At 29.5% G+C, this 23,261-nt stretch carries 20 protein-coding genes and 1 other annotated feature; of the genes, 5 read left to right on the plus strand and 15 right to left on the minus strand.

Annotation, left to right across the window (positions count from 1 at the left end):
* Positions 1-26 precede the first annotated feature (26 nt).
* Positions 27-710, minus strand: a complete 684-nt coding sequence (locus OIF33_RS02575) for a ribonuclease H-like domain-containing protein (RefSeq protein WP_322502663.1) — start codon at positions 708-710, stop codon at positions 27-29.
* Positions 711-896: 186 nt separating this feature from the next.
* Here OIF33_RS02575 and OIF33_RS02580 point away from each other — a divergent pair, with 186 nt between their 5' ends.
* Genes OIF33_RS02580 through OIF33_RS02590 form a run of 3 tightly spaced genes read left to right on the plus strand, consistent with a single transcriptional unit; the run spans position 897 to position 3,078 of the window.
* The gene (locus OIF33_RS02580; protein WP_322502664.1) at positions 897-1,115 is read left to right on the plus strand and encodes a ferrous iron transport protein A; all 219 of its coding nucleotides are present in this window, start codon (positions 897-899) and stop codon (positions 1,113-1,115) included.
* 36 nt (positions 1,116-1,151) lie between these two features.
* On the plus strand, positions 1,152-2,915 hold the full coding sequence (feoB, locus tag OIF33_RS02585; RefSeq protein WP_322502665.1) for a ferrous iron transport protein B: 1,764 nt from the start codon (positions 1,152-1,154) through the stop codon (positions 2,913-2,915).
* 13 nt (positions 2,916-2,928) lie between these two features.
* Positions 2,929-3,078 (plus strand): FeoB-associated Cys-rich membrane protein, encoded by a 150-nt coding sequence (locus OIF33_RS02590; RefSeq protein ID WP_322502666.1) that lies wholly within the window; start codon positions 2,929-2,931, stop codon positions 3,076-3,078.
* A gap of 45 nt (positions 3,079-3,123) precedes the next feature.
* On the opposite strand, the gene argS is transcribed toward OIF33_RS02590, so the two are convergent.
* The gene (gene argS, locus OIF33_RS02595) at positions 3,124-4,821 is read right to left on the minus strand and encodes an arginine--tRNA ligase (protein ID WP_322502667.1); all 1,698 of its coding nucleotides are present in this window, start codon (positions 4,819-4,821) and stop codon (positions 3,124-3,126) included.
* A gap of 104 nt (positions 4,822-4,925) precedes the next feature.
* Positions 4,926-5,127, minus strand: a binding site (T-box leader).
* A gap of 172 nt (positions 5,128-5,299) precedes the next feature.
* Here argS and OIF33_RS02600 point away from each other — a divergent pair.
* The gene (locus OIF33_RS02600) at positions 5,300-6,808 is read left to right on the plus strand and encodes a Ppx/GppA phosphatase family protein (RefSeq protein ID WP_322502668.1); all 1,509 of its coding nucleotides are present in this window, start codon (positions 5,300-5,302) and stop codon (positions 6,806-6,808) included.
* Between the two features lie 33 nt (positions 6,809-6,841).
* Here the strand turns inward: OIF33_RS02600 and OIF33_RS02605 are convergent, their stop codons facing one another.
* From OIF33_RS02605 to OIF33_RS02615, 3 genes are all read right to left on the minus strand, one after another.
* Positions 6,842-8,056: a CapA family protein gene (locus OIF33_RS02605; protein ID WP_322502669.1), complete on the minus strand. Its 1,215-nt coding sequence runs from the start codon at positions 8,054-8,056 to the stop codon at positions 6,842-6,844.
* A gap of 152 nt (positions 8,057-8,208) precedes the next feature.
* On the minus strand, positions 8,209-8,832 hold the full coding sequence (locus OIF33_RS02610; RefSeq protein WP_322502670.1) for a site-2 protease family protein: 624 nt from the start codon (positions 8,830-8,832) through the stop codon (positions 8,209-8,211).
* A 206-nt stretch (positions 8,833-9,038) separates the two neighbouring features.
* Positions 9,039-10,418 carry a PhoH family protein gene (locus tag OIF33_RS02615; RefSeq protein ID WP_322502671.1) on the minus strand — a complete coding sequence of 460 codons (1,380 nt, stop codon included), beginning with the start codon at positions 10,416-10,418 and terminating at the stop codon, positions 9,039-9,041.
* Between the two features lie 206 nt (positions 10,419-10,624).
* Between OIF33_RS02615 and OIF33_RS02620 the strand changes: the two genes are divergently transcribed.
* Positions 10,625-11,254 (plus strand): 3'-5' exonuclease, encoded by a 630-nt coding sequence (locus tag OIF33_RS02620; protein WP_322502672.1) that lies wholly within the window; start codon positions 10,625-10,627, stop codon positions 11,252-11,254.
* 21 nt (positions 11,255-11,275) lie between these two features.
* Here the strand turns inward: OIF33_RS02620 and OIF33_RS02625 are convergent, their stop codons facing one another.
* The 10 genes from OIF33_RS02625 to OIF33_RS02670 form a co-directional block, all read right to left on the minus strand.
* Positions 11,276-11,605, minus strand: a complete 330-nt coding sequence (locus OIF33_RS02625; protein ID WP_322502673.1) for a single-stranded DNA-binding protein — start codon at positions 11,603-11,605, stop codon at positions 11,276-11,278.
* Positions 11,606-11,869: 264 nt separating this feature from the next.
* Positions 11,870-13,300: an adenylosuccinate lyase gene (purB, locus tag OIF33_RS02630; RefSeq protein ID WP_322502674.1), complete on the minus strand. Its 1,431-nt coding sequence runs from the start codon at positions 13,298-13,300 to the stop codon at positions 11,870-11,872.
* 249 nt (positions 13,301-13,549) lie between these two features.
* Positions 13,550-13,810, minus strand: coding sequence for an HPr family phosphocarrier protein (locus OIF33_RS02635; protein WP_003459789.1), 261 nt, complete (start codon positions 13,808-13,810; stop codon positions 13,550-13,552).
* A gap of 101 nt (positions 13,811-13,911) precedes the next feature.
* A complete protein-coding gene (locus OIF33_RS02640) occupies positions 13,912-15,105 on the minus strand; it encodes a pyridoxal phosphate-dependent aminotransferase (protein ID WP_322502675.1) in 1,194 nt (397 codons plus the stop codon).
* Between the two features lie 154 nt (positions 15,106-15,259).
* Positions 15,260-15,520: a stage V sporulation protein S gene (locus tag OIF33_RS02645; protein ID WP_003459803.1), complete on the minus strand. Its 261-nt coding sequence runs from the start codon at positions 15,518-15,520 to the stop codon at positions 15,260-15,262.
* A gap of 231 nt (positions 15,521-15,751) precedes the next feature.
* A complete protein-coding gene (gene rny, locus OIF33_RS02650; protein ID WP_322502676.1) occupies positions 15,752-17,293 on the minus strand; it encodes a ribonuclease Y in 1,542 nt (513 codons plus the stop codon).
* A gap of 351 nt (positions 17,294-17,644) precedes the next feature.
* The gene (gene recA, locus OIF33_RS02655; RefSeq protein WP_322502677.1) at positions 17,645-18,691 is read right to left on the minus strand and encodes a recombinase RecA; all 1,047 of its coding nucleotides are present in this window, start codon (positions 18,689-18,691) and stop codon (positions 17,645-17,647) included.
* Positions 18,692-18,826: 135 nt separating this feature from the next.
* Positions 18,827-19,417: a CDP-diacylglycerol--glycerol-3-phosphate 3-phosphatidyltransferase gene (gene pgsA / locus OIF33_RS02660; RefSeq protein WP_322502678.1), complete on the minus strand. Its 591-nt coding sequence runs from the start codon at positions 19,415-19,417 to the stop codon at positions 18,827-18,829.
* A complete protein-coding gene (gene rimO / locus OIF33_RS02665) occupies positions 19,401-20,738 on the minus strand; it encodes a 30S ribosomal protein S12 methylthiotransferase RimO (protein ID WP_322502679.1) in 1,338 nt (445 codons plus the stop codon). Before rimO ends, pgsA begins: the two co-directional genes overlap by 17 nt.
* 68 nt (positions 20,739-20,806) lie before the next feature.
* Positions 20,807-23,194, minus strand: a complete 2,388-nt coding sequence (locus OIF33_RS02670; protein ID WP_322502680.1) for a DNA translocase FtsK — start codon at positions 23,192-23,194, stop codon at positions 20,807-20,809.
* Between the last annotated feature and the right edge of the window lie 67 nt (positions 23,195-23,261).

The raw sequence follows: 23,261 nt of genomic DNA on the forward strand, positions 1-23,261 counted from the left end.
ATAGTTTTTTATTCTATAATAAACTATTATTCCTCAGTTGCTTCAACTTCACTGTCGTCTTCACTAATTAATATACTTTTCCAACTCAACAATATGTAAAATAAATTTACAACATCTTGCTCATTATAAACAAGTATTTTCTCAACCTTTTCTTTTGGCATTCTTTGAAAATACTCTCTATCTTTTAAAACTTTATGAAATGTTTTTGCTAAATTTGACCCTGAAAGAACATCGCCTTCTCTTTCAATACCAAATTTCTTTTCTAAAGCCTTAAGACCTATCCCTTGCTTAAAAGTATGCTCATAAATTTTCTGTATATCCACAGATCTAAAGTAATTATTAAAATCAAAATTTATTCCATATTTATCAAACAAATAATTTATAACTGTAAAATCATTATTCCCAGAAAAAGTTACTATATACTTTTTCTTTTGCTCTGCAGCAACCATTATAAAATATTTTTTTGCTAAGTAAAGAATATCTCTTACTTCTCCCTTATGTTCTATCATATATTGAGTCATCATGAACTTAGATTTCTCCTCATCATAATATCCCGCTCCAAAAACACCTATGCACTTAGGCTTTTTATATACATAGTGTTCTAAATCAAAATATACAGCCTGTTTATATATATCATAATTTTCATTAAAAGATAGGGCATTACTAAGATCTAAATCATTTATATCTATTTCATGCTCTTTTATGATCACTTTATCACTCTTTTCTTATATAAACTTATAACAGAAATATTATATCATTATATCACTCTTTAGTTAAGTATTAATAAACATTAATTGAATTTTTAATTAATACAATTTATCAATTGACAAATTCCTGTCAAGTTGATATAATTTAAATGAATTTGATAATGATTTTCATTTAGTGAGGTGCTTAAGATGAGTATATATGATTTAAAAATCGGACAAGCCGGTGTTATAGATAAAATTTGTGGACATGACGGTCTGGCTAAAAGACTTCTTGCTTTAGGATGCATTGAAGGAACAGAAATAAAATTAAAAAGAATAGCTCCTTTAGGAGACCCATTAATAGTAAACTTAAGAGGTTTTGATTTAGCTATTAGAAAAAAAGATGCTAAAAATATAATCTTAAAATAATAAATAAAATAGAATAATTTAATAGGAGGAAAACTAATGACAACAATAGCTTTACTCGGTAATCCTAACGTTGGTAAAACTACTCTATTCAATGCCTTAACAGGCTCTAACCAACACGTAGGAAACTGGCCAGGTGTTACAGTTGATAAAAAGGAAGGGTTTCTCAACTCTAACAAAATAGTTGATTTACCTGGTATCTATGCTTTAGATACATTTTCAAACGAGGAAAAGGTATCTAAAAAATTCTTAGAGTCTGGAGAGGTTGACCTTATACTAAATATAGTTGACGCTTCTAACTTAGATAGAAACCTATATCTAACTATGCAACTTAAAGAATTTAAGAAGCCAATAGTATTGCTTCTTAACATGAACGATATAGCCGAGAAAAAGGGAATTAAGATTAATCCAAAAAAATTAGAAAAAGCTTTTAACCTTAAAGTAATTCCTATAACAGCATCTAAAAAAGAAGGCTTAGATGAAGTTAAAGAATTCATAAATAAAGGCAATTTTGATAAATACTTAGACAAAAATACTTACTCATTTAAGGATGAGGCTAATACTTATAAATTTATTGAGGAAAAATTATCAGACTGTTTTAATAGGTCTAATAATTCTTCAACAAACCTAACAGACAAATTAGATAAAATATTTTTAAACCCATGGCTTGCATACCCATTATTTATAGTACTTATGATTTTTGTATTCCAATTTACATTCTCATGGGTTGGACAACCTATTTCAGATGCTTTAGATGGCTTTTTAAGTGATACTTTCATGCCATACTTAAGTAATCTTTTATCAGGTACAGCTCCATGGTTCCAATCATTACTTGTTGATGGTATTGTAGCAGGTGTAGGTGGAATCATAGTATTATTACCAATAATATTAGCATTATTTTTATGCATATCAATATTAGAAGATAGTGGATATATGGCTAGAGTTGCTTTCCTAATGGATAAGTTCATGAGAAAAATAGGACTTTCTGGAAAGGCTTTTCTTCCTATGATAACAGGATTCGGATGTACAGTTCCTGCTATTATGTCAGCTAGAACTTTAGAAAGTGAAAAGGATAGAAAACTTACTGCTCTTTTAGCACCATTTATGTCATGTAATGCTAGATTACCTGTATATGTAATATTCGCTGGATTATTCTTCCCAGAAAATGCATCTTTAGTTGTTGCTTCTTTATATATACTAGGTATAATCGTTGCTTTCATATTAGGCTTAGTGTTTAAAAATACTTTATTCAAGAAAGATGAAGAACCTTTTATTATAGAACTTCCTGAATATAAAGTACCAGAAATTAAATCTGTATTAGGTCAACTTTGGGATAAATCAAAGAATTTCCTAAAAAAAGCTGGAACTATTATATTTGCAATGAGTGTTGTTATTTGGTTCCTTCAAAGTTTCAACTTCAGTGGAATGGTTGAAGATATAACTCATAGTTTCTTATATAATATAGGTTCATTTATAGCTCCTATATTCGCTCCATTAGGATTTGGAGATTGGCAAGCTTCAGTTTCATTATTAACTGGTTTAATGGCTAAAGAAACTATAATTTCAACAATGGAAGTTATTTATAAAGGTGACTTAGTTCATATGTTACCACAATTCTTTACAGCTATTTCATCTTACTCATTTATGGTATTTGTATTACTTTACACACCATGTATAAGTGTTGTAGGTGTTATGAAGAAAGAATATGGTGGTAAATTCACAATTTTATCAGTAATATTCCAATTTGTAGTTGCTTGGGTAAGTGCCTTCATAATTTATCATATTGGTCTATTAATATTCTAAAGAAGGTGTTTTTATGGAAATTTTTATTACAGCCTTAATAGTATTAGCTGTGGTTGTTATACTATATAAAAACTTTAAAAAGTCATCAAAAGGACAATGTAGCGGTTGCAGCAAATGTGCTTCTAAAGGAAGTTGTCCTAGTAAAAAAAATAAAAAAAAATAAAAAAATAACCAATTCCAAAAGGAATTGGTTATTTTTTATTATAAACTACATTTTTTCAACTACATTTATTCCTATTAAGAATAAAGCATTCTTAATAACTTGTGCAGTAGCTTTTATAAGAGCAAGTCTAGCAGCTTTTAAACCTTCATCTTCTACATTTAATACTGTATGATTATTGTAGAACTTATTGAAAGCCTTAGCTACTTCTATTGAATATCTTGTTACAACAGAAGGCTCTAATTTATCTATTCCTAATATTATAGCTTTTTGTAATCCTTCTAATGTTTTAGCTAATTCAAACTCTTCTTTTGAAGTTAATTTTGTGAAGTCTGGCTCAGCTGTTATATTTTGCTCTTCGGCCTTTCTTAATATACTCTTAGCTCTTGCATATGAGTATTGAACATAAGGACCAGTTTCTCCTTCAAAGCTTAACATCTCTTTCCAATCGAAAACTATATCTCTTTCTCTTGAGTTCTTTAAGTAAGTGAATATTATTGCACCTATACCTATTTTCTTAGCTGCTTCTTCTTTATTTTCTAATGAAGGATTCTTTTCTTCTATAGTTTCTCTAGTTTTATCTATAGCTTCACTTAAAAGATCTTCAAGTAAAACTACATTACCTTTTCTTGTTGAAAGTTTTCTATCTGCAAACTTAACTAATCCAAATGGAATGTGTACGCAGTTTTTAGCCCATTCATTTCCTGCTAATTCTAATGTTTTAAATACTTGATTAAAGTGTAATATTTGGTCTTTACCAACTACATATATACATTTATCAAAGTCATAAGTGTTATGTCTGTACATAGCCGCTGCTAAGTCTCTTGTTGCATATATTGATGCTCCATCTGATTTAACAACTATACAAGGTGGCATATTGTACTCATCTAACATTACAACCTTAGCGCCATTACTTTCAGTTAATATATTAGCTTTTTCTAACTCTTCTACTACTACATCCATCTTGTCATTGTAGAAACTTTCTCCAGCCCAAGAATCAAAGTCTACCCCTAACATACCGTATATTTTATTAAACTCTTTTAATGATAAGTCTTTAAATCTTTCCCATAAAGCTACAGCTTCTGCATCTCCGTCTTCAAGCTTCTTGAAGTACATTCTTCCTTCGTCCTCAAGCTCTGGATTATTTTCAGCCTCATCATGGAATTTAACGTATATTCTTAAAAGTTCAGTTATTGGAGCCTCTTCTAAAGCCTCTTCATTACCCCATCTTTTATAAGCTGATATTAATTTACCAAATTGAGTTCCCCAGTCTCCTAAGTGGTTTATTCTTATTGGGTTATATCCTTCAAAGTTTAACATTCTATATAATGAATGTCCTATAGCTGTTGTGAATAAGTGTCCAACATGGAAAGGCTTAGCTATGTTAGGTGATGAATACTCAACAACAACATTTTTTCCCTCTCCTATTTTAGAAGAACCGTAGTTATCTCCCTCTTCTAAAACTTTATTTATTACATTCTTTGAGAAAGCCACTTTATCAACAAAGAAGTTTAAGTAAGGTCCTAAGCACTCTACTCTTTCAAATCCCTCTTTGTTTATTTTTTCAGCTAACTCAGCTGCTATCATGTTAGGAGCTTTTCTCATAACCTTAGCTAATTGGAAACAAGGAAATGCAAAATCCCCCATTTCAGGCTTAGGTGGTATTTCTATAAGCTTTTCTATATTCTCTAACTCTAAATCAACATGCTCTTTAATTCTTTCTGCAACCAACTTTTTGTAATCCATAATTATCCTCCTTATTTATATGCTAATTTTAAAAACACATTATATAGTGACATTATTGCCAAAATATAAATTTATTTACAATATAAAAAACCGCCTCTTTGAAACAAAGAGACGGATATATCCGCGGTACCACTCTAATTGGTTAAAAACCCACCTTATAATTTAACGCATAAGCGACATTTTAATAATGAAATACTAAAATGCAATCTCAGAGGCTCTCTTCATCCATACTATTCTATAAGGCTTACACCATCCCTTACTCGCTTAAGAAATCATAAAGACTACTCTTCTCTTCACAGACTTTTTATATTATCTTTTCTTAATTATTATATTATTTTACCTTAAATACTGTCAATATCCTCTTTTATTTATTATTAATAAAGTTTTATTTTAAAATACCCATTGAAAACTTCTTTGAAATTCTATAGTATCAGTATTATAATCAAATTATATTTTAAACAAGTAGAGGGGAAAAGAAATGGATAGAATAGGAGTAATAGATATCGGTTCTAACTCTGTAAGATTAACGCTTGCTGAGGTTGAGAATTCTGGATATTTTAGAATAATCGATGAATTAAAAGAACATATAAGACTTGGTTCTGATTTATTCGCTTGTTCTGTTTTGGACGAAGAAAAAATTAAACTTACAATTTCATCTATAAAAGCTTTTAAATCTATGTGCATCTCTTGTGGAGCATCTAAAATCATACTTATAGGTGTTGAAAGCATAAGACAATTAGATGAAAGAATTAATCTTAAAGAAATAATAAAAAAAGAACTTGGGTTAGATCTTAGAATTTTATCTAACGAAGAAGAGATTCATTATAATTTTTTAGGAGTTAAAAACTCTCTTTATATAAATAATTCTCTTCTTTTAGATATAAACGGAAACAATACCCATGTTTGTTGGTTAAAAGATAATAATATATATAAAGAAGTTACTCTTCCTTTTGGATATGTAACATTAACATCAATGTTCCAATTAAATGATATGATTTCCTATGAGAATAATACTAACTGTGTTAAGTATATAAAAGAACATCTTGAAAAAGTAGATTGGCTTGAATCTAATAAATTTGATTCAGTTATAGGTGTTGGGGGTTCTTTTAGAAATCTAGGAAAAATGGATAGACGTAGAAAAAGATATCCCATTGATATAGTTCATAATTATGTTCTTTATGATTATGATGTTGAGGAAATGTTCCACTTACTAAAAAGTAAAAATCTTCGTCAAAGGAAAAAGGTTGAAGGACTTTCTCCAGCAAGGGCTGATGTTATAGTTGCTTCTACAAATTTAATAAAAGAAGTTTTAAGCTTTACTAGTACTAATGAGGTAATAATCTGCGGTCGTGGTCTTAGAGAAGGACTTATATATGAATATATGACAAATACATTCCATAATGATGATGATATTTTAGATGTGAGTTTAAAAGGAATTATGGACACTTTAAATATAAACATTCCTCATGCTAAAAATGTATGCAAACTCTCATTTTCATTATTTGAAGGTTTAAAACCACTTCATCATTTAGGTGATGAGTTTAAAAACATACTAAAAACTGCTTCACTACTTCACGACTGTGGTATAAGCATAAGATATTATGATCACCATGTTCATTCATTCTATGTTATTTTAAGCTCCCACATAAATGGATTAACACATAAAGAAATTTTATTAAGTGCCTTATGTGCTGCTTACCATAGAAATAATTCTTATCAAGCACCACTTGCAAAATATTCTACTATAATAAACAGACTTGATTTAAAGCATGTTGAATATTTAGGAGTTATTCTTAAACTTGCTGAGGGATTAGATAGAGGATTAACTGGCCATGTAAAAAATCTTGATGTAATAATTGATGAAGATACAGTTACATTAAAACTTTATTCTGACTATGATTTAGAGTTAGAAATACGTCAAGCAAAGAGAAGTGCTAAAGCATTCTCAGAAATTTACAATAAGGATTTAATTATCGAAAAAGCATAATAAAAGTCTACAGGAGAATATCTCCTGTAGACTTTACTTTTCTATTATACTTCTGGTTGATTCTAGAGATTTATTTAATTCATTTATAATACTTTTATCTAAGTCTTTACCTTCTTCACTATTTAATGTCTCTTCTACAGGTAATATATAATAATCAGACTTTTTATTTTCTTTTTGAATTTTATAAACCCAAGTTGGAGTATATCCCCATTCTTCTATTTCTACTCCCTTTCTAGTCTTATCTAAAGTTAAATTTAGTATAATCCCATCTGCTGTTCTTCTCTCTCCCATTGTTTCTTCTCTTTGATTTGAAATAAAGTTCCCTAAAGAATAAGCTACTAGTGTCTTATGACCATCTTCCCTCTCAATTTCATTTATAGGCTGTATAACATGAGGATTGCTTCCTAGTATTAAATCAACCCCATACTCATTTAAAGCCTCAGCTATTTGAATTTGATACTTGCTAGGTTCACTATTATATTCGATTCCCCAATGCATACCAAAAACTATAAAATCTGCTCCTTCATTCTTCATTTTCTCTATTAAAACTTTCATTTCCTCTAATCTCTCATCTAATTTATTATAATTAAAAGTGTTTAGAGTGCTATTTTCAGAAATTTTATTACCATTTAACTCTCCTTCTTTACTTTCATAAGTGTAGGATGTAAATGCTATTTTTATTCCCTTTACTTTTTTAATAATATATTTTTTATTTCCGATAGAACTCATTAACTCATCTATTTTTTCTCCTGTTCTAATAGCCCCATCTTCTCCCTTATCTAAAGAATGATCAGTTGCTACATTTATAACATCAAAGCCTGTCTCTCCCAAAGCTGTTATCATTGAATCTGGTCCATTATAAGAAGGATATCCTGAATACCCCTTTTCTTCGCCACTATAAGTTCCTTCTATAGTTCCATAGGATATATCACTCTTTTCAATAAAACTCTTTATATACTTAAAATTATCCGTAAAATCATAGATTTTATTTTCCTCATTGTATGCTGACCATATTTGCTCATCATGTAATATTATATCTCCTACTGCACTTATTTTCACTTTTCTTCCCAAAGTAAATAAATTAAAAAATCTCTTTTTATCCTTTTCCTTTGTAACCTCTTTTTCCTCAATACCAGCTCCCTTTGTGGTTACAATATTGTTGGTTATGATATTATTAGCTATTAAAACAGAACAAACAATAACTAGAGAGGATAATATTATTTTCATTGCTTTAGACATTCTTATCATATTCTCACCCCTCTATATATTACCATATTTTTACATTTTATTTCAATTATCTTTATATAAAAAAATTAGATTAGATTCAGCTAATTTATTTCGAAGAATAAAACTGCCTATCTAATCTAATTCTCTTTAATATATTAATTTTAATTCTTAAATTACATTATTATTCCGACTAGAGAATATATGAAAGCCATAACCATTTGTGATGGAATAGCTAGTATATATCTTCCAAGTAATATTATAGCTATAAGTATAATACTATAATATTCATATACTACACCAGATAACTTATAAAATAGTCTTGGTTTAAGATCTTCTAAAATTCTAAAACAATCAAGACCTGGTAACGGTAATATGTTGAATACAAAAAAGTTAACATTTAATACAACTATATACTGTAATATTAAAAATATTATCTGAGATAAATCTCCTCTTATTCCAAAAAATCTAAGATATAGAACTGTAAGTATTACTCCAACTATAGCCACTACTAAGTTTGAAAGCCAAGCTGCCACATTAACTTTTATAGCATCTTTCTTAGGATTTTTAAAAGCATATTTATTTATCTCTACAGATTTACTCCATCCAAAACCAACAAAAGCCATCATTAAAGCTCCTAAAATATCAATATGCTTTAATGGGTCTAAAGTCAATTCTCCTTTAAATCTCGGTGTTTTATCCCCTAATTTATCTGCCATTTTGGCACGAGTATATTCTTTAACTGAAAAGGCTATTAATATTGCCGGAATGCTAAGCAATGCGTTTAATATAAATTGCATAATTAAGACCTCCTTATTTTGTATTTTAAATTATACCATAAATTTCTTTATTTTATTATGTAGTAAACTTAATAATTTATTAATTTTAGATTCTCTTTTAAGTTAATATTAGTTTTTGTTCTTTATTTAAAATATAACCTAATTTTAAAGCACGCAAAATAGAGGGTTCCTATCTTTTTCATAAATAAAGAACCCTCTTAAATCAACTATAATCTCTTAGCTGCTTCGTAAGCTAATTCACTTCTCTCACACTCATCATACTTCAAAGTAACTTGATAGCAAAGATGACTCCCCTTCATTTTTTCTGAAGCATAACACAATCCATTACTTCTTGAATCTAAAAATGCTTGGTCTATTTGCTCAGGATCACCAACCAATATTATCTTTGATCCTTCTCCTGCTCTTGTTATAATAGCCTTGACTTGCTTTGGTGTTAAGTTTTGAGCTTCATCTATTATAATCCAGTTCTTTATTATGCTTCTACCTCTCAAATAGGCAACAGCTTCCGTTGTTATTATCTTTCTCTCGAAAAGTTCTTCTATCTTATCATTTAACTCTCTTTCATTAGAATATCTTTCCTTCTCATCTGAATCTATTAAAATTTCTAGGTTATCATATATAGGTCTCATAAATGGAGCTATTTTTTCCTGTTCAGTTCCTGGTAAATATCCTATGTCTTCATCCATTGTTACATTTGGTCTACATACTAAAATCCTTCTATATTGTCCACTTTCCTCTTCTAATATTTTTTGTAATCCAACAGCTAAAGAAAATAATGTCTTAGCAGTACCTGCAGGTCCCTTTATAATTACTAAAGGAGCTTTTTTAGCATCAATACTTAAACACTCTAACATAAACTTTTGCCCAACATTTCTAGGACTTATTCCCATAATATTATTGCTGTCCTTATAAATTAAAGGTCTAACAACTTTCCCATCAAATCTTCCTAAGGCAGTCTGTTTATCATTATCATTACAATGTATTATTAAGAACTGATTAACCTCTAGTTCTGGTTCTACATATTTTTTATTTCCCTCATCATAAAATGTTAAATCTTTTTTTTCTATTACTTTATTTTTAAAGAATTTACTTAAAACTTCAGAACTTGTGTAAACTTCCATCCTTCCACTATACTGTTCTTCAAACTCAGGTACTACAACTTCATAAAAGTCTTCTGATTTTATGCTAACTGTATCAGCCTTTATTCTTTCAAATATATCCTTAGTTATTAAACAAACATCTTCTCCCGCTTCTTTTAAGGCCTTACATATTTGTATTATTCTATTATCAGGTTTACTTATATTCCATGCTTCTGGTATTTCAGTATTATAAAAATTAGTTACTACTTTAAGTTTCCCTCCTCCAGGTAAATCAACACCTTCACTTAGAGAACCCTCTAATCTTAGCTTATCTAACTCTCTAGCAACATTCCTTGCATTTGCTCCCAAATCATTGTTCATTTTCTTTATATTGTCTAATTCCTCTAGAACTACTTCTGGAATAATAACATTATTATCATGAAAAGAATATATAGCTCCTGGTGAATATAACAATACATTGGTATCTAATATATAAGTTTTCTTCAAAATAATCACTCCTTTAGAATAATACAGCCATAATAAGCAAACTTGATTTTCATTTGTTTATATATTAATATTTAAGAATACTCAATATAATTCTTAAATATTGATATTTTATAAGTAAAATTTATAAATTATAAATTTGATTTAATTAATAAGAATTTTAGTTTATACTATTATATAGACATTAAGCATATGGGAGGCTTTACATAATGAAATTACTTTTTTTTGATACAGAAACTACAGGAGTCAAACCCGGAAGCATATGCCAGCTTAGTTATATTCTTGTAGATACTTCAACTAAACCTCAAACAACAATAGGTAAAAATGTTTTCTTTACAGTTGACGAAATGGAACCAGAGGCTGAAAGAATTCACGGCTTTTCTTTAGAAAAATTATATGAATTAAGTGAAGGAATGTATTTTGAAGATCTTTATACTGATTTTATAAATGATTTCTTAGAATCAGATTTTTTAATAGGACATAATGTTCAGTTTGACATTAAATTCTTAAAGCATGAATTATTAGGTCTTGGAGATTTCTTTGAACCTAAAAATGTATTTTGTACTATGAAATACTATAAAGATATATGTAAGATATTAAGACCTACTGGAGATTATAAAAACCCTAAGCTTGAAGAGGTAATTAAGCACCTAAAAATAACTGATGCTGAAATAAGTGAAACTGCTAATAAATACTTCCAAGGCAGCGGAAACTACCATGATGCTAGATTTGATACAGCAGCAACCTATCTTACTGTAATAAATGGAATAAAAAAAGGAATAATTCCAAGAAATTATTTCACAAATTTATTAGAAAAAAATAAAAAGATATATTTTTAAAATATATCTTTTTTTAGTTCCCTATGAAATTTCTTTTTCTTTTGCTTTATTTAGAAGATTTATATTAGAGGTATTTATATTAGTATAATATCTAACTTCTCCACTTTCACTCTCATATCTACTTTCTACAACCTCTCCACTTACAGAAACTAAATCACCAATCTTAACATAATTCTCTAAAAATTCTACTGTGGATCTACTCCATGTTATTACGCTTAAAAATGTAGTAGTTTCCTCTTTTCCATTAAAACTATTAACGGCTATTCTAAATCTCACATACTTCTTTTGATTTTTAGACTCTTTCACCTCAATTTTTGTAGCAACTCTTCCGATAAGATCAACTTTATTCATTGATTTTCACTCCTTAATTGTTATTTACTTAGAGTATTGACCATATTTAAGAGTCTCAAACGTATGTTCTTTAAAAATTTTTTATCAAATCAACTTACATAACATAAAATTAAATCTTACAATATATATTTCTACTTAGATAAGTATTATTTTAATAATAAATAATTTAATATTATAGTTTTAAATAAAGCCCTTTATATGAGAATGCATAAGAAAAAAGCTATTAGATAGAATCTCTCTAATAGCTTCTTAATTAACTTTATATTAAACTGTTATGTTACTACTTAAGTTAGCTGCATCTTTATTAGCTTCTATTATAGGATCTACATATTCATCTATGAACTCCACAACTTGACTTGGAGCTCTACCAACGAACTTAACTGGATCTATTATAGCGATAATTTCTTCCTCTGAAAGATTAAATGAATCATCATTTATAATTCTTTCTATTAAGTCATTATTAAGTCCTTCACCTTTAACTCTTTGTGCTGCATCCATAGAATGAACTCTTATTCTTTCATGAAGTTCTTGTCTATCTCCGCCTTTTTTAACTGATTCCATCATTATGTTCTCAGTTGCCATAAATGGTAACTCTTGATTTACATGAGCTGCAATAACTTTATCATAAACAACCATGTTCTCAGCAATATTAATATAAAGATTTAAAACACCATCTAAAGCTAAGAAAGCTTCTGCAACAGCGATTCTCTTGTTAGCTGAATCATCTAAAGTTCTTTCAAACCATTGAGTTGAAGCAGTTATAGCTGGGTTTAAAGCATCTACTATAACGTATCTAGCTAAGGCACCCATTCTTTCACTTCTCATAGGATTTCTCTTATAAGCCATAGCTGATGATCCTATTTGATTCTTTTCAAATGGTTCTTCTACTTCTTTCATGCTTTGAAGTAATCTTAAGTCATTTGAGAATTTATATGCACTTTGTGCAACTTCTGATAATGTATTTAAGATTATAGAATCTAATTTTCTTGGATATGTTTGACCAGTAACTCCAAAACTCTTTTCAAATCCCATCTTTTCAGCAACAATCTTATCTAAAGCCTTAACTTTGCTTTGATCTCCTTCAAAAAGGTTCATAAAGCTTGCTTGAGTTCCTGTAGTTCCTTTTACTCCTCTTAATTTTAAAGTTGATAATAAGAAATCTATGTTCTCCATATCCATTACTAAATCTTGCATCCATAATGTAGCTCTTTTACCAACTGTAGTAAGCTGTGCTGGTTGGAAATGAGTAAATCCTAAAGTAGGCATATCTTTATATTCTAATGCAAACTTTCTTAAGTTATTTAAAACTGCAACTATTTTTTTCTTTATTAATAATAAAGCATCTCTCATTATTATTACGTCTGTGTTATCTCCAACGTAGCAGCTCGTAGCTCCTAAATGTATTATACCTTTTGCTGAAGGACATTGAAGTCCATATGCATGAACATGACTCATAACATCATGTCTTACTTCTTTTTCCTTCTTTATTGCTTCTTCATAGTTTATATCTGAAATATGGCTTTTAAGCTCTTCTATTTGCTCATCAGTTATATTTAAACCTAATTCTTTTTCGCCCTCTGCTAGAGCTACCCATAATTTTCTCCATGTTGAGAATTTCATATCATCTGAGAAAATATATGACATTTCCTTTGACGCATATCTTGAATTTAATGGTGTGCTATATAAATTTTTCACTTTGTACCCTCCTAAAGCAGCAATACTAATTATGTCTATATTATACCATAAGATAAGTATAATATAAATAAATTTATAAGTTTTTTGTTTATCATTCGTGTTTTTCTTGTTTAATGCCATGAAAGATATATATTTTATATGTCAATGTACGTATTTTGTCTATATTTATAGTTTTTGAAAAACTCTATAAAATTATTATGTAAATTTATAAAAAATAAAAGGATTCCTTATGGAATCCTTTTACGAAGATTACTCTTCTAAATTTTCAATTAACTTAGCTATTTCTTCAGCTGCTAAAGCTTCATCATCACCACTAGCGATAACCTTAACATTAGCATCTTTAGAAACTCCTAATGATAAAACTCCAATTAAGCTCTTAACATTAGCTTTTTTTCCATTGTACTCTAAGCTTATGTCTGATTTGAAAGCTGAAGCTTTTTTTACTAGTAAAGTTGCTGGTCTAGCATGTAAGCCTGTTGAATTTTTAACTATAACTTCTTTAGTTACCATTATAAACACCTCTTTACTTCTACTTTTATTTGTTATTTAACAATACTAACTTCTTAATTATACTCATTTTTTTAGAAAATTTCAACAACTTAAAAAAAAGATTAATTTCTATTCATTATTTTGTCAACAAATTTTTTTATTCTTTTTAAGCCCTTAATTATTTCCTCTTTAGAAGTAGCATAAGATAATCTTATAAAATTATCTTCTCCAAAAGCTATTCCCGGTATTACAACAACATTTTCTTCTTTTAATAACATGTTAGCAAATTCCATTGAACCTTGTATATTACCTTTTTCTAAAACCTTAGATATATCAATCATTACATAAAAAGCACCTTTAGGCTCTATAAATGTAAGTTCATTTATATCACTTATAAGTTCTATCATAAGATTTCTTCTTGAACTAAATTCTTTAACCATTTCCTCTATAGTTTTTTGATCACCCGTTAAAGCTTCTAAAGCTGCAAACTGAGCTATACTATTTGTATTTGATGTTATATGGCTTTGAATATTGTTCATTACTCTAACTAACTCTTCATTATAGCAAGCTGCATAACCAATTCTCCATCCTGTCATTGCATATGCTTTTGAAAATCCATTTATAACAACAGTTCTTTTAAAAGCATCTTCATTTAAAGAAGCAATACTTATGTGTTCTTCTTTTCCATATATAAGTTTTTCATATATTTCATCAGAGATTATTATAAGGTCATTTTCCTCAGCAAATTTTGCAATAACCTCTAAATCATTTTTTGAATATAAAGTTCCTGTTGGATTATTTGGTGAATTTAAAACTATAGCCTTTGTTTTATCACTTAAAACTGACTTTAATTCATCATAAGTTACCTTAAAATCATTTTCTTTCTTTGTTTCTATAAAAATAGGAACTCCATCACTTAACTTAACTAATTCAGGGTAACTTACCCAATAAGGTACTGGTATTATTACCTCATCACCCGGATTTAAAATTGCCATAAATACATTTGCTAGAGATTGTTTAGCTCCTGTTGAAACAATTATATTTTTAACTCCATAATTCAATCTATTATCATCATGTAATTTTTTTGCTATGGCTTCTTTTAATTCTACTATTCCAGATGTTGCTGTATATTTTGTCTTTCCTTCTTCCATAGCTCTAGTAGCAGCTTCTATTATATTTTTAGGAGTATTAAAATCTGGCTCACCTACTCCAAAACTTACTACATCGATTCCTTCTTTTTTTAGCTCTCCAGCCTTAGCTGTTAAGGCTAAAGTTAATGATGCCCCAATACTTTGTGCTTTTCTAGATAATATCATCTAATCCCCTCTTTACTGCTTATTTTTTAATTTAATTACGCTTTCAATATATCACTTTTATTATTTAAAGTAAACCAATAAAAAATGCTACTACAAGTAAAATTACTCATAGCAGCATCTATTTATTTACCAAATTTAGAGCACCTCTAAACTTTTATCTTGGCTGTATTATAAGCTTTATAGCTGTTCTTTCTTCACCATCTATTTCGATGTCTGTGAATGCAGGAATACAAACTATATCTTTTCCACTTGGTGCTACAAAGCCTCTAGCTATAGCTATAGCTTTAACTGCTTGATTTATGGCACCTGCCCCTACTGCTTGTATCTCTACAGTATTTCTTTCTTTTATTATGGCTGCTAGTGCACCTGCTACTGAATTCGGATTTGATTTAGTTGATACCTTTAATACTTCCATTATATAAACCTCCTAGACATTTTTAGGATACGTTTACATTTAAATAGTTAACGTTTTCCCTTACATAATAATATTCTATATAAGTTTTCTAATTCCTTCTTGAACAAATGAAATTTTTAAAAGAATTTTAAAATATTTATTTTAAGCAATAATAAAACTCTACTGTAATTGTTGCAGTAGAGTTAATTAAAAAAATACATTTTGTAAACAAAATGTATTTTATATATTCATTTATTTAGCATAGTCAACTGCACGAGTCTCTCTTATTACATTTATCTTGATTTGACCTGGATACTCTAATTGTTCTTCTATCTTCTTAACAATATTTCTCGCCATCTCAATTGCCCCTGCATCATCAACTTGATCTGGTTTAACCATAATTCTAATTTCTCTTCCAGCTTGAATGGCATATGACTTTTCTACACCTTCATATGAAGTAGCTATTTCTTCTAATTTTTCTAATCTCTTAATGTAAGCTTCTAAAGTTTCCCTTCTTGCTCCTGGTCTAGCTGCTGATATAGCATCTGCCGCTTGAACAAGTATTGCTTCAAGAGTTTGCATTTCTTCATCACCATGGTGAGCTCCTATAGCATTGACTACAGCTGCTGACTCATGATATTTCTTTGCAAGTTCTCCACCAATAACGGCATGAGGACCCTCATATTCTTGATCAACTCCTTTACCTATATCATGTAAAAGACCTGCTCTTCTAGCTAGATTCACATCTAAACCTAATTCAGATGCCATTAATCCTGCTAAATATGAAACCTCTATTGAATGTTTTAAAACATTTTGACCATAACTTGTTCTGTACTTTAGTCTTCCTAGAAGCTTAATTATTTCTGGATGTAATCCATGAACACCAGTTTCGAAAGTTGCTTGTTCTCCCTCTTCCTTAATGTCATTTTCTACATCTTTAATAGCTCTTTCTACCATTTCTTCAATTCTAGCTGGATGAATTCTTCCATCTACAATTAATTTTTCTAAAGCTATTCTTGCAACTTCTCTTCTTATTGGATCGAAGCTTGAAAGAATAACAGCTTCTGGAGTATCATCTATTATTAAGTCAACTCCTGTTAATGTTTCTAAAGTTCTTATGTTTCTACCTTCTCTACCGATGATTCTTCCTTTCATCTCATCATTAGGTAAGGCAACAACATGAACTGTAGTCTCAGAAACATGGTCTGCCGCACATCTTTGAATAGCAGTAGTAATTATTTCCCTTGATTTTTTATCAGCTTCTTCTTTGGCCTTAGTCTCAAGTTCTTTAATCAGCATAGCTGATTCATGTTTTATTTCTTTTCTTACTTCATCTAATAATAATGTTCTTGCGTCTTCTCCTGAAAGATTTGATATTCTTTCAAGTTCAGCTCTTTGTTCACCGTATAAACTTTGCACACGTTCTTCAAGTTCTTGAATTTCTATAGATTTTTTGTTCATGCTATCTTCTCTTTTTTCAAGCATTTCACTCTTTTTATCTAATGACTCCTCCCTTTGGATAAGTCTTCTTTCAAACCTTTGAATCTCATTTCTTCTGTCACGAGTTTCTTTATCAAGATCTGCTCTTAGTTTGTGTACCTCTTCCTTTGCTTCTAATATGGCTTCTTTCTTTGTAGATTCAGCTGTTCTTTTAGCCTCCTCAAGAGTTGCACTCGCTTCTCTTTCTAAGCTTTCCACCTTATTTTTTGAAGCTTTTTGTATAAGAGTGTATTGAATAAACCCTACTACCCCTAATATTATTATTCCTATTAATACAAGTATTTCTACTCCCATATAAACACCTCCTCGCTTATTCTCTCTATAAAAAACATTTCGCGTAGAAAGGTGTCATACTATTCTCACTGTAATTTCTTGAATATGATAAACCAGTATTTGTTATTATTGTATAGTAATTTTATATTTATGTCAAGGTTAGCCCCTGCGTATATTATATGCTAAAAAACAAAAATTATTCTTATACTAATCCAGATATAATGGGCTTTTATAACTTTTTAACTTCCTTAAAATGTAGAAACTTTTAATTAATGTTAACATATTCATAACTACCTGAATTTTCATATTTTTAATAGTGTAAATTCATAAAATATGAAAAAAAAGATAAGGAAAAATCCTTATCTTTTTTTATTATTCTTCAATAGTTTCTTCTACCTTTACTGCTTCTACTGCTTTAGCTAAAGGTAAATCATACTTTTCTCTTATTTGATTTTCTATATCTAATGCAACTGATGGATTTTCTTTTAGATATTGCTTAGCATTTTCTCTACCTTGGCCTAGTCTTATATCTCCATATGAGAACCAAGCACCACTTTTTTGTACTATATTTTCTTTTACTCCAACATCTACTATGTTACCTTCTTTTGATATACCTTCATTATACATTATATCAAATTCAGCTTGCTTAAATGGAGGAGCAACCTTATTTTTAACAACCTTAACTCTTGTTCTGTTACCAGTTATTCCATCACCTTGTTTTATTGAATCAATTCTTCTTATATCCATTCTAACTGATGCGTAGAATTTTAAAGCTCTACCACCTGGTGTTGTTTCTGGATTTCCGAACATTACACCAACTTTTTCTCTTAATTGGTTTATGAATATTACTACACAGTTTGATTTATTTATTGTTCCTGTTAATTTTCTTAAAGCTTGAGACATTAATCTAGCTTGAAGTCCCACATGAGAGTCTCCCATTTCCCCTTCAATCTCAGCTCTTGGTACTAAGGCAGCAACTGAGTCAACAACTAAAACATCTATAGCTCCTGATCTAACTAAGGCTTCTGTTATCTCTAAGGCCTGTTCTCCTGTATCTGGTTGTGAAACAACCAAATCATCTATATTAACACCTAATCTTCTTGCGTAAACTGGGTCTAAAGCATGCTCAGCATCTATATACGCTGCTGCTCCCCCTATTTTTTGAGCCTCTGCCACTACATGTAGAGCCACTGTTGTTTTACCTGAACTCTCTGGTCCATATATCTCGATAATTCTTCCTTTTGGTACCCCACCAATTCCTAAGGCTATATCAAGATCTAAACATCCAGTTGAAACAGCATCCATTTGAGGAGCACCTTGCTCTCCAAGTTTCATTACTGATCCCTTTCCGAATTGTTTCTCTATTTGACCCATCGCCATCTCAATAGCTTTTAATTTATCTTTATCTATATTTGCCATACTTAACCTCCTTAAATAACCGAACATAAGTTCTATTATTATTATAATATATACAAAAAAAAAGTCAACATTAACATGAAGCTATAGAAAAAACTTCATGTTTTAATTATTGACTTTTTTTTAACTTTTAAACCCTTATTTATAAGTGTTTATAACCTTTTTATTTTTTATAAAGTAATCTATTCCAGAAATTATTGTTATTGCAACAGCTAAGTATAAGAATATATCGGGAACATATATAAAGAAGTTTCTTAAGAAACTATTTCCCACTACTAATTCTTTAATTCCTGGTGAATTAATTATGTTTACTTGTAATAATAAAAGCACTATAGCGATTATTTGTATTACAGTTTTGATTTTTCCCCACCAACTAGCAGCTATAACTTTACCCTCTGAAGCCGCTATAGTTCTTAAACCAGAAACAGCAAACTCTCTAGCTATTATTACAATTGCTGCCCATGCTGGAACTAGTTGTAATTCTACTAAAGATATTAAAGCTGCCGTCACTAATAACTTATCCGCTAAAGGGTCCATAAACTTACCGAAATTGGTTACTTGATTTCTTGATCTTGCTATATATCCATCTAGTTGATCTGTCACAGATGCTATTATGAATATAAGAGTTGCTATTATACTACCATAAGGTAAGTCTTGATAAGCTATAAATACTAAAAATACGGGAACTAAAACTATCCTAATCAAAGTTAATTTATTTGCAAGATTCATTGCATACAACTCCTACTAAATCATATTCTAAGGCCTTTTCAATTTTAACTTTACAGAATTGGTCCTTTTTAGCTCCATTTCCTTTTACATAAATACATCCATCTATATCTGGAGCCATTTCATAGCTTCTTCCTATATAGTACTCCCCATTAAATTTTTCAATAAGAACATTATATTTTCTATCAACCTTGCTCTTATTAATTTCTTCTGATACTTCTTTTTGAAGTAACATTATTTCTTCTTCTCTAGTCTTTTTAACTTCTTCATCTATTTGATCTTCCATTATAGCTGCTGGAGTTCCTTCTTCTCTTGAGTAAGTGAAAACCCCTACTTTATCTAATTTTATTGTTTCAATAAATTCTTTTAACTCATTGAAATCTTCTTCAGATTCTCCTGGGAACCCAACAATTAAAGAAGTTCTTAAAACTATATTAGGTATGCTTTCTCTTAAAGCATTAATCTTTTCTATTATTTCCTCTTTTGTTGTTTTTCTACCCATTCTCTTTAAAACATTATTGCTTATATGTTGTATAGGTAGATCAAGATAATTACAAACTTTATTATTTGATGCAATTTCCTGAATTAGTTCATCATATATAGCTTCTGGATAGCAATAAAGAACTCTTATCCATTCTATTCCTTCAATTTTAGCTAATTCTCTTAAAACTAAGTGAAGTCTCTTCTCGCCATATATATCTATACCATAATTAGTTGTATCCTGAGCTATTAATATTAACTCTTTTACTCCACTCTCAGCTAATTTTTTTGCTTCATCAATTATATTTTCTAAAGTTCTACTTCTAAACTTACCTCTTATTTTAGGAATAATACAATAAGTACAGAAGTTATTACATCCTTCTGCAATTCTTAAATATGCAGTTGTCTTATCAGTTGTTATCAATCTTAATCCTTCATTAATTGATATATCACTGTAATTTGTCGCTGTAACCTTCTTACTATTTCCATTTATAAAGTTCATTATGGCTTCATTTATTTTAGTATAATCATTAACACCTAACATTATATCTATTTCTGGCATTAATTCTAATAATTCATCACCATATCTTTGAGTTAAGCAGCCTGTAGCTATAAGTAACTTACAGTTGTGACTTGTTTTGTATTTTGCCATATCTAATATTGTGTTTATGGATTCTTGTTTAGCCTTTTCAATAAACCCACAAGTGTTTACTATTATTATGTCCGCTTCCTTTGGGTTATTTGTAAGTTCATACCCATTTTGAACCATACCAAGCATGATTTCTGAGTCTACTCTATTCTTATCACAACCTAAACTCACCATTCCTACCTTATATTTCGCCAAATCTACTTCCTCCTACGTTTAAATATATATTTCTTATTTTAAAACTCTTTTTAAAATTAAACAAGTTTTTATTTCATATTTTCTAATTCATCTTTGCTAATTAGGATTTGTCTTGGTTTACTTCCATCTCTTCCAGAAATAACGCCGCATTCTTCTAGTTCCTCTATTATCCTTGCCGCTCTATTAAATCCTATTCTTAATCTTCTTTGTAAATAAGAAGCCGATGCTTGCCCACTCTCAACTACTATTACTATAGCTTCATCTAAAAGCTCATCTCTATCTCCATCACCATTTCCTTCAGAAGCAACTGTGGCTGAATTTATATGTTCTAATATATCCTCTTCATATTGAGTATCTTTTTGTGATTCCTTTATAAAGGATACAACATGTTCAACTTCTTCTTCTGAAATAAATGCACCTTGAACCCTTTGAGGTTTAGATTCTCCTACTGGATAGAATAACATATCTCCTCTACCTAATAGCTTTTCTGCTCCTGCTGAGTCTAATATTGTTCTTGAGTCAATTTGGCTTGAAACTGCAAAGGATATTCTAGATGGTATATTAGCTTTAATTACCCCTGTAATTACATCTACAGATGGTCTTTGAGTAGCTATTACCAAATGCATACCAGCCGCTCTAGCCATTTGTGCTAATCTACATATATAATCTTCCACATCATGAGGGCATGCCATCATAAGGTCAGCAAGCTCATCTACAATTATAACTATATAAGGAAGCTTCTCAGGCACTTCTCCCTTAGAAAATAAAGCATTATATGATTCTATATTTCTTACTCCATTATCAGCAAAAAGCTTATATCTTCTAGTCATCTCATTTACAGCCCAGTTTAATGCAGCGGCTGCCTTCTTAGGCTCTGTAACAACTGGAATTAATAAATGTGGAATTCCATTATAAACATTTAATTCAACAACCTTAGGGTCTACCATTAAAAGTTTAACCTCATCTGGAGAATATTTATATAATATACTTACTATTAAAGTATTTATACATACACTCTTACCAGACCCAGTTGCTCCTGCAATAAGCACGTGAGGCATCTTACTTATATCTGTAACAACAGCCTTACCTGTAATGTCTTTTCCTAATGCACATGCCACCTTAAACTTATTATCTAAAAATTCTTTTGATTCTACAATTTCTCTAAAAAATACTGGTGTTTGTTCCTTATTAGGTACCTCAATACCTATAGCAGCCTTTCCTGGAATAGGTGCTTCTATTCTTACCCCTTTAGCTGCTAATCCTAAAGCTATATCATCAGATAGGTTAACTATTTTACTAACCTTTATCCCCGCCTTAGGTTGAAGCTCAAATCTAGTAACAGATGGTCCTTTTGTTACTTGAAGTATTTTAGCTTCTACTCCAAAACTCATAAGAGTTTCTTCTAACTTAGCTGCATTAGCTAATAATGCTTTTTTATCATCTTTATCTAATTCATTGTTATCATTAAAGTTTAATAAATCTGCATTTGGTGCAACATAACTAGCTCCTACCGGTGGATTTTTACTAGCTATATTATTTGATATTTCTTCTCCTATGGATTCTTCACTATTGTTATTATCTGAATTAAATCCTCTTTGTTCTATTATTGTATTATCTAAACTTAAGTCTCTAGGCATTTTAGACTCTTGCTTGAATTGATTTATCTTAATATCATTCTTTGCATTTTCTTTATCTTTAATATCATTTAATGATGAATTCTTCATAAAATCTAATATCTTTATTTTATTATTTTCTTCTGGATTATCCTCTTTTGAATTTTCCTTCTTAATTTCCTTATTATCTTCAGAAGAACCATCCTTTTTCTTTAAATTGATATAATCATCTTTCTCATACTTTTTATCAACAAGTTTAACTTTAGAAGCCTTTTCCTTAACACCACCAAAGAAATTTCTTATTGAAACTAAATTATAATCAAATATAAGCATTGAAGAGATAAGATATAGAGTTATAAAAATTACAAAAAGTCCTATTTTACCTACTAATTTATATAAAGGTAATACTATTAAAAATCCAACTATACCTCCATGCCATTCATTTGCTGAATTCCATATTGTTTTTATAGATCCCCATAAACTACCTTGGATATAATAGTCATTTATATTTACTGTCTGAATAATTAGCACAGTGGTTATTAATACTATAGTTATTCCTAATCCAACTCTAGAAAACAATACTTCTCTTTTAAATAAGAAAAGCTTTGTACATAAATATATTATGTAAATTGGAATAAAAAAAGCTCCAACTCCAAAAAAACCTATTAGTAAAGTTCTTGATATAACACTTAAATATCCTGCTTTATCAGTATATAAACTAAACATAACTATTAACGAAACACATATAGCTACTAAAGCATATATTTCTTCCGTAACTTTTATTTGGCTTTGATTTTTCTTTTTTTGAGTCTTAGTTGCGGTTTTCTTTTTTCCCCCAGCCATACTTAACTAAATCACCTCACCTATTTTAATTTTAAAATGGTAAAATACTTGTACCAAAAAATATTAT

Source organism: Clostridium sp. LIBA-8841, from assembly GCF_034439435.1.
Lineage (GTDB): Bacteria > Bacillota > Clostridia > Clostridiales > Clostridiaceae > Sarcina.

Excerpts from the sequence above, each read along its gene's own strand:
- OIF33_RS02580 (WP_322502664.1), top strand. The coding sequence starts at position 897 with ATGAGTATATATGATTTAAAAATCGGACAAGCCGGTGTTATAGATAAA.
- feoB (WP_322502665.1), top strand. The coding sequence starts at position 1,152 with ATGACAACAATAGCTTTACTCGGTAATCCTAACGTTGGTAAAACTACT.
- OIF33_RS02590 (WP_322502666.1), top strand. The coding sequence starts at position 2,929 with ATGGAAATTTTTATTACAGCCTTAATAGTATTAGCTGTGGTTGTTATA.
- argS (WP_322502667.1), bottom strand. The coding sequence starts at position 4,821 with ATGGATTACAAAAAGTTGGTTGCAGAAAGAATTAAAGAGCATGTTGAT.
- OIF33_RS02600 (WP_322502668.1), top strand. The coding sequence starts at position 5,300 with ATGGATAGAATAGGAGTAATAGATATCGGTTCTAACTCTGTAAGATTA.
- OIF33_RS02605 (WP_322502669.1), bottom strand. The coding sequence starts at position 8,056 with ATGATAAGAATGTCTAAAGCAATGAAAATAATATTATCCTCTCTAGTT.
- OIF33_RS02610 (WP_322502670.1), bottom strand. The coding sequence starts at position 8,832 with ATGCAATTTATATTAAACGCATTGCTTAGCATTCCGGCAATATTAATA.
- OIF33_RS02620 (WP_322502672.1), top strand. The coding sequence starts at position 10,625 with ATGAAATTACTTTTTTTTGATACAGAAACTACAGGAGTCAAACCCGGA.
- OIF33_RS02625 (WP_322502673.1), bottom strand. The coding sequence starts at position 11,605 with ATGAATAAAGTTGATCTTATCGGAAGAGTTGCTACAAAAATTGAGGTG.
- OIF33_RS02635 (WP_003459789.1), bottom strand. The coding sequence starts at position 13,810 with ATGGTAACTAAAGAAGTTATAGTTAAAAATTCAACAGGCTTACATGCT.
- OIF33_RS02640 (WP_322502675.1), bottom strand. The coding sequence starts at position 15,105 with ATGATATTATCTAGAAAAGCACAAAGTATTGGGGCATCATTAACTTTA.
- OIF33_RS02645 (WP_003459803.1), bottom strand. The coding sequence starts at position 15,520 with ATGGAAGTATTAAAGGTATCAACTAAATCAAATCCGAATTCAGTAGCA.
- rny (WP_322502676.1), bottom strand. The coding sequence starts at position 17,293 with ATGGGAGTAGAAATACTTGTATTAATAGGAATAATAATATTAGGGGTA.
- recA (WP_322502677.1), bottom strand. The coding sequence starts at position 18,691 with ATGGCAAATATAGATAAAGATAAATTAAAAGCTATTGAGATGGCGATG.
- pgsA (WP_322502678.1), bottom strand. The coding sequence starts at position 19,417 with ATGAATCTTGCAAATAAATTAACTTTGATTAGGATAGTTTTAGTTCCC.
- OIF33_RS02670 (WP_322502680.1), bottom strand. The coding sequence starts at position 23,194 with ATGGCTGGGGGAAAAAAGAAAACCGCAACTAAGACTCAAAAAAAGAAA.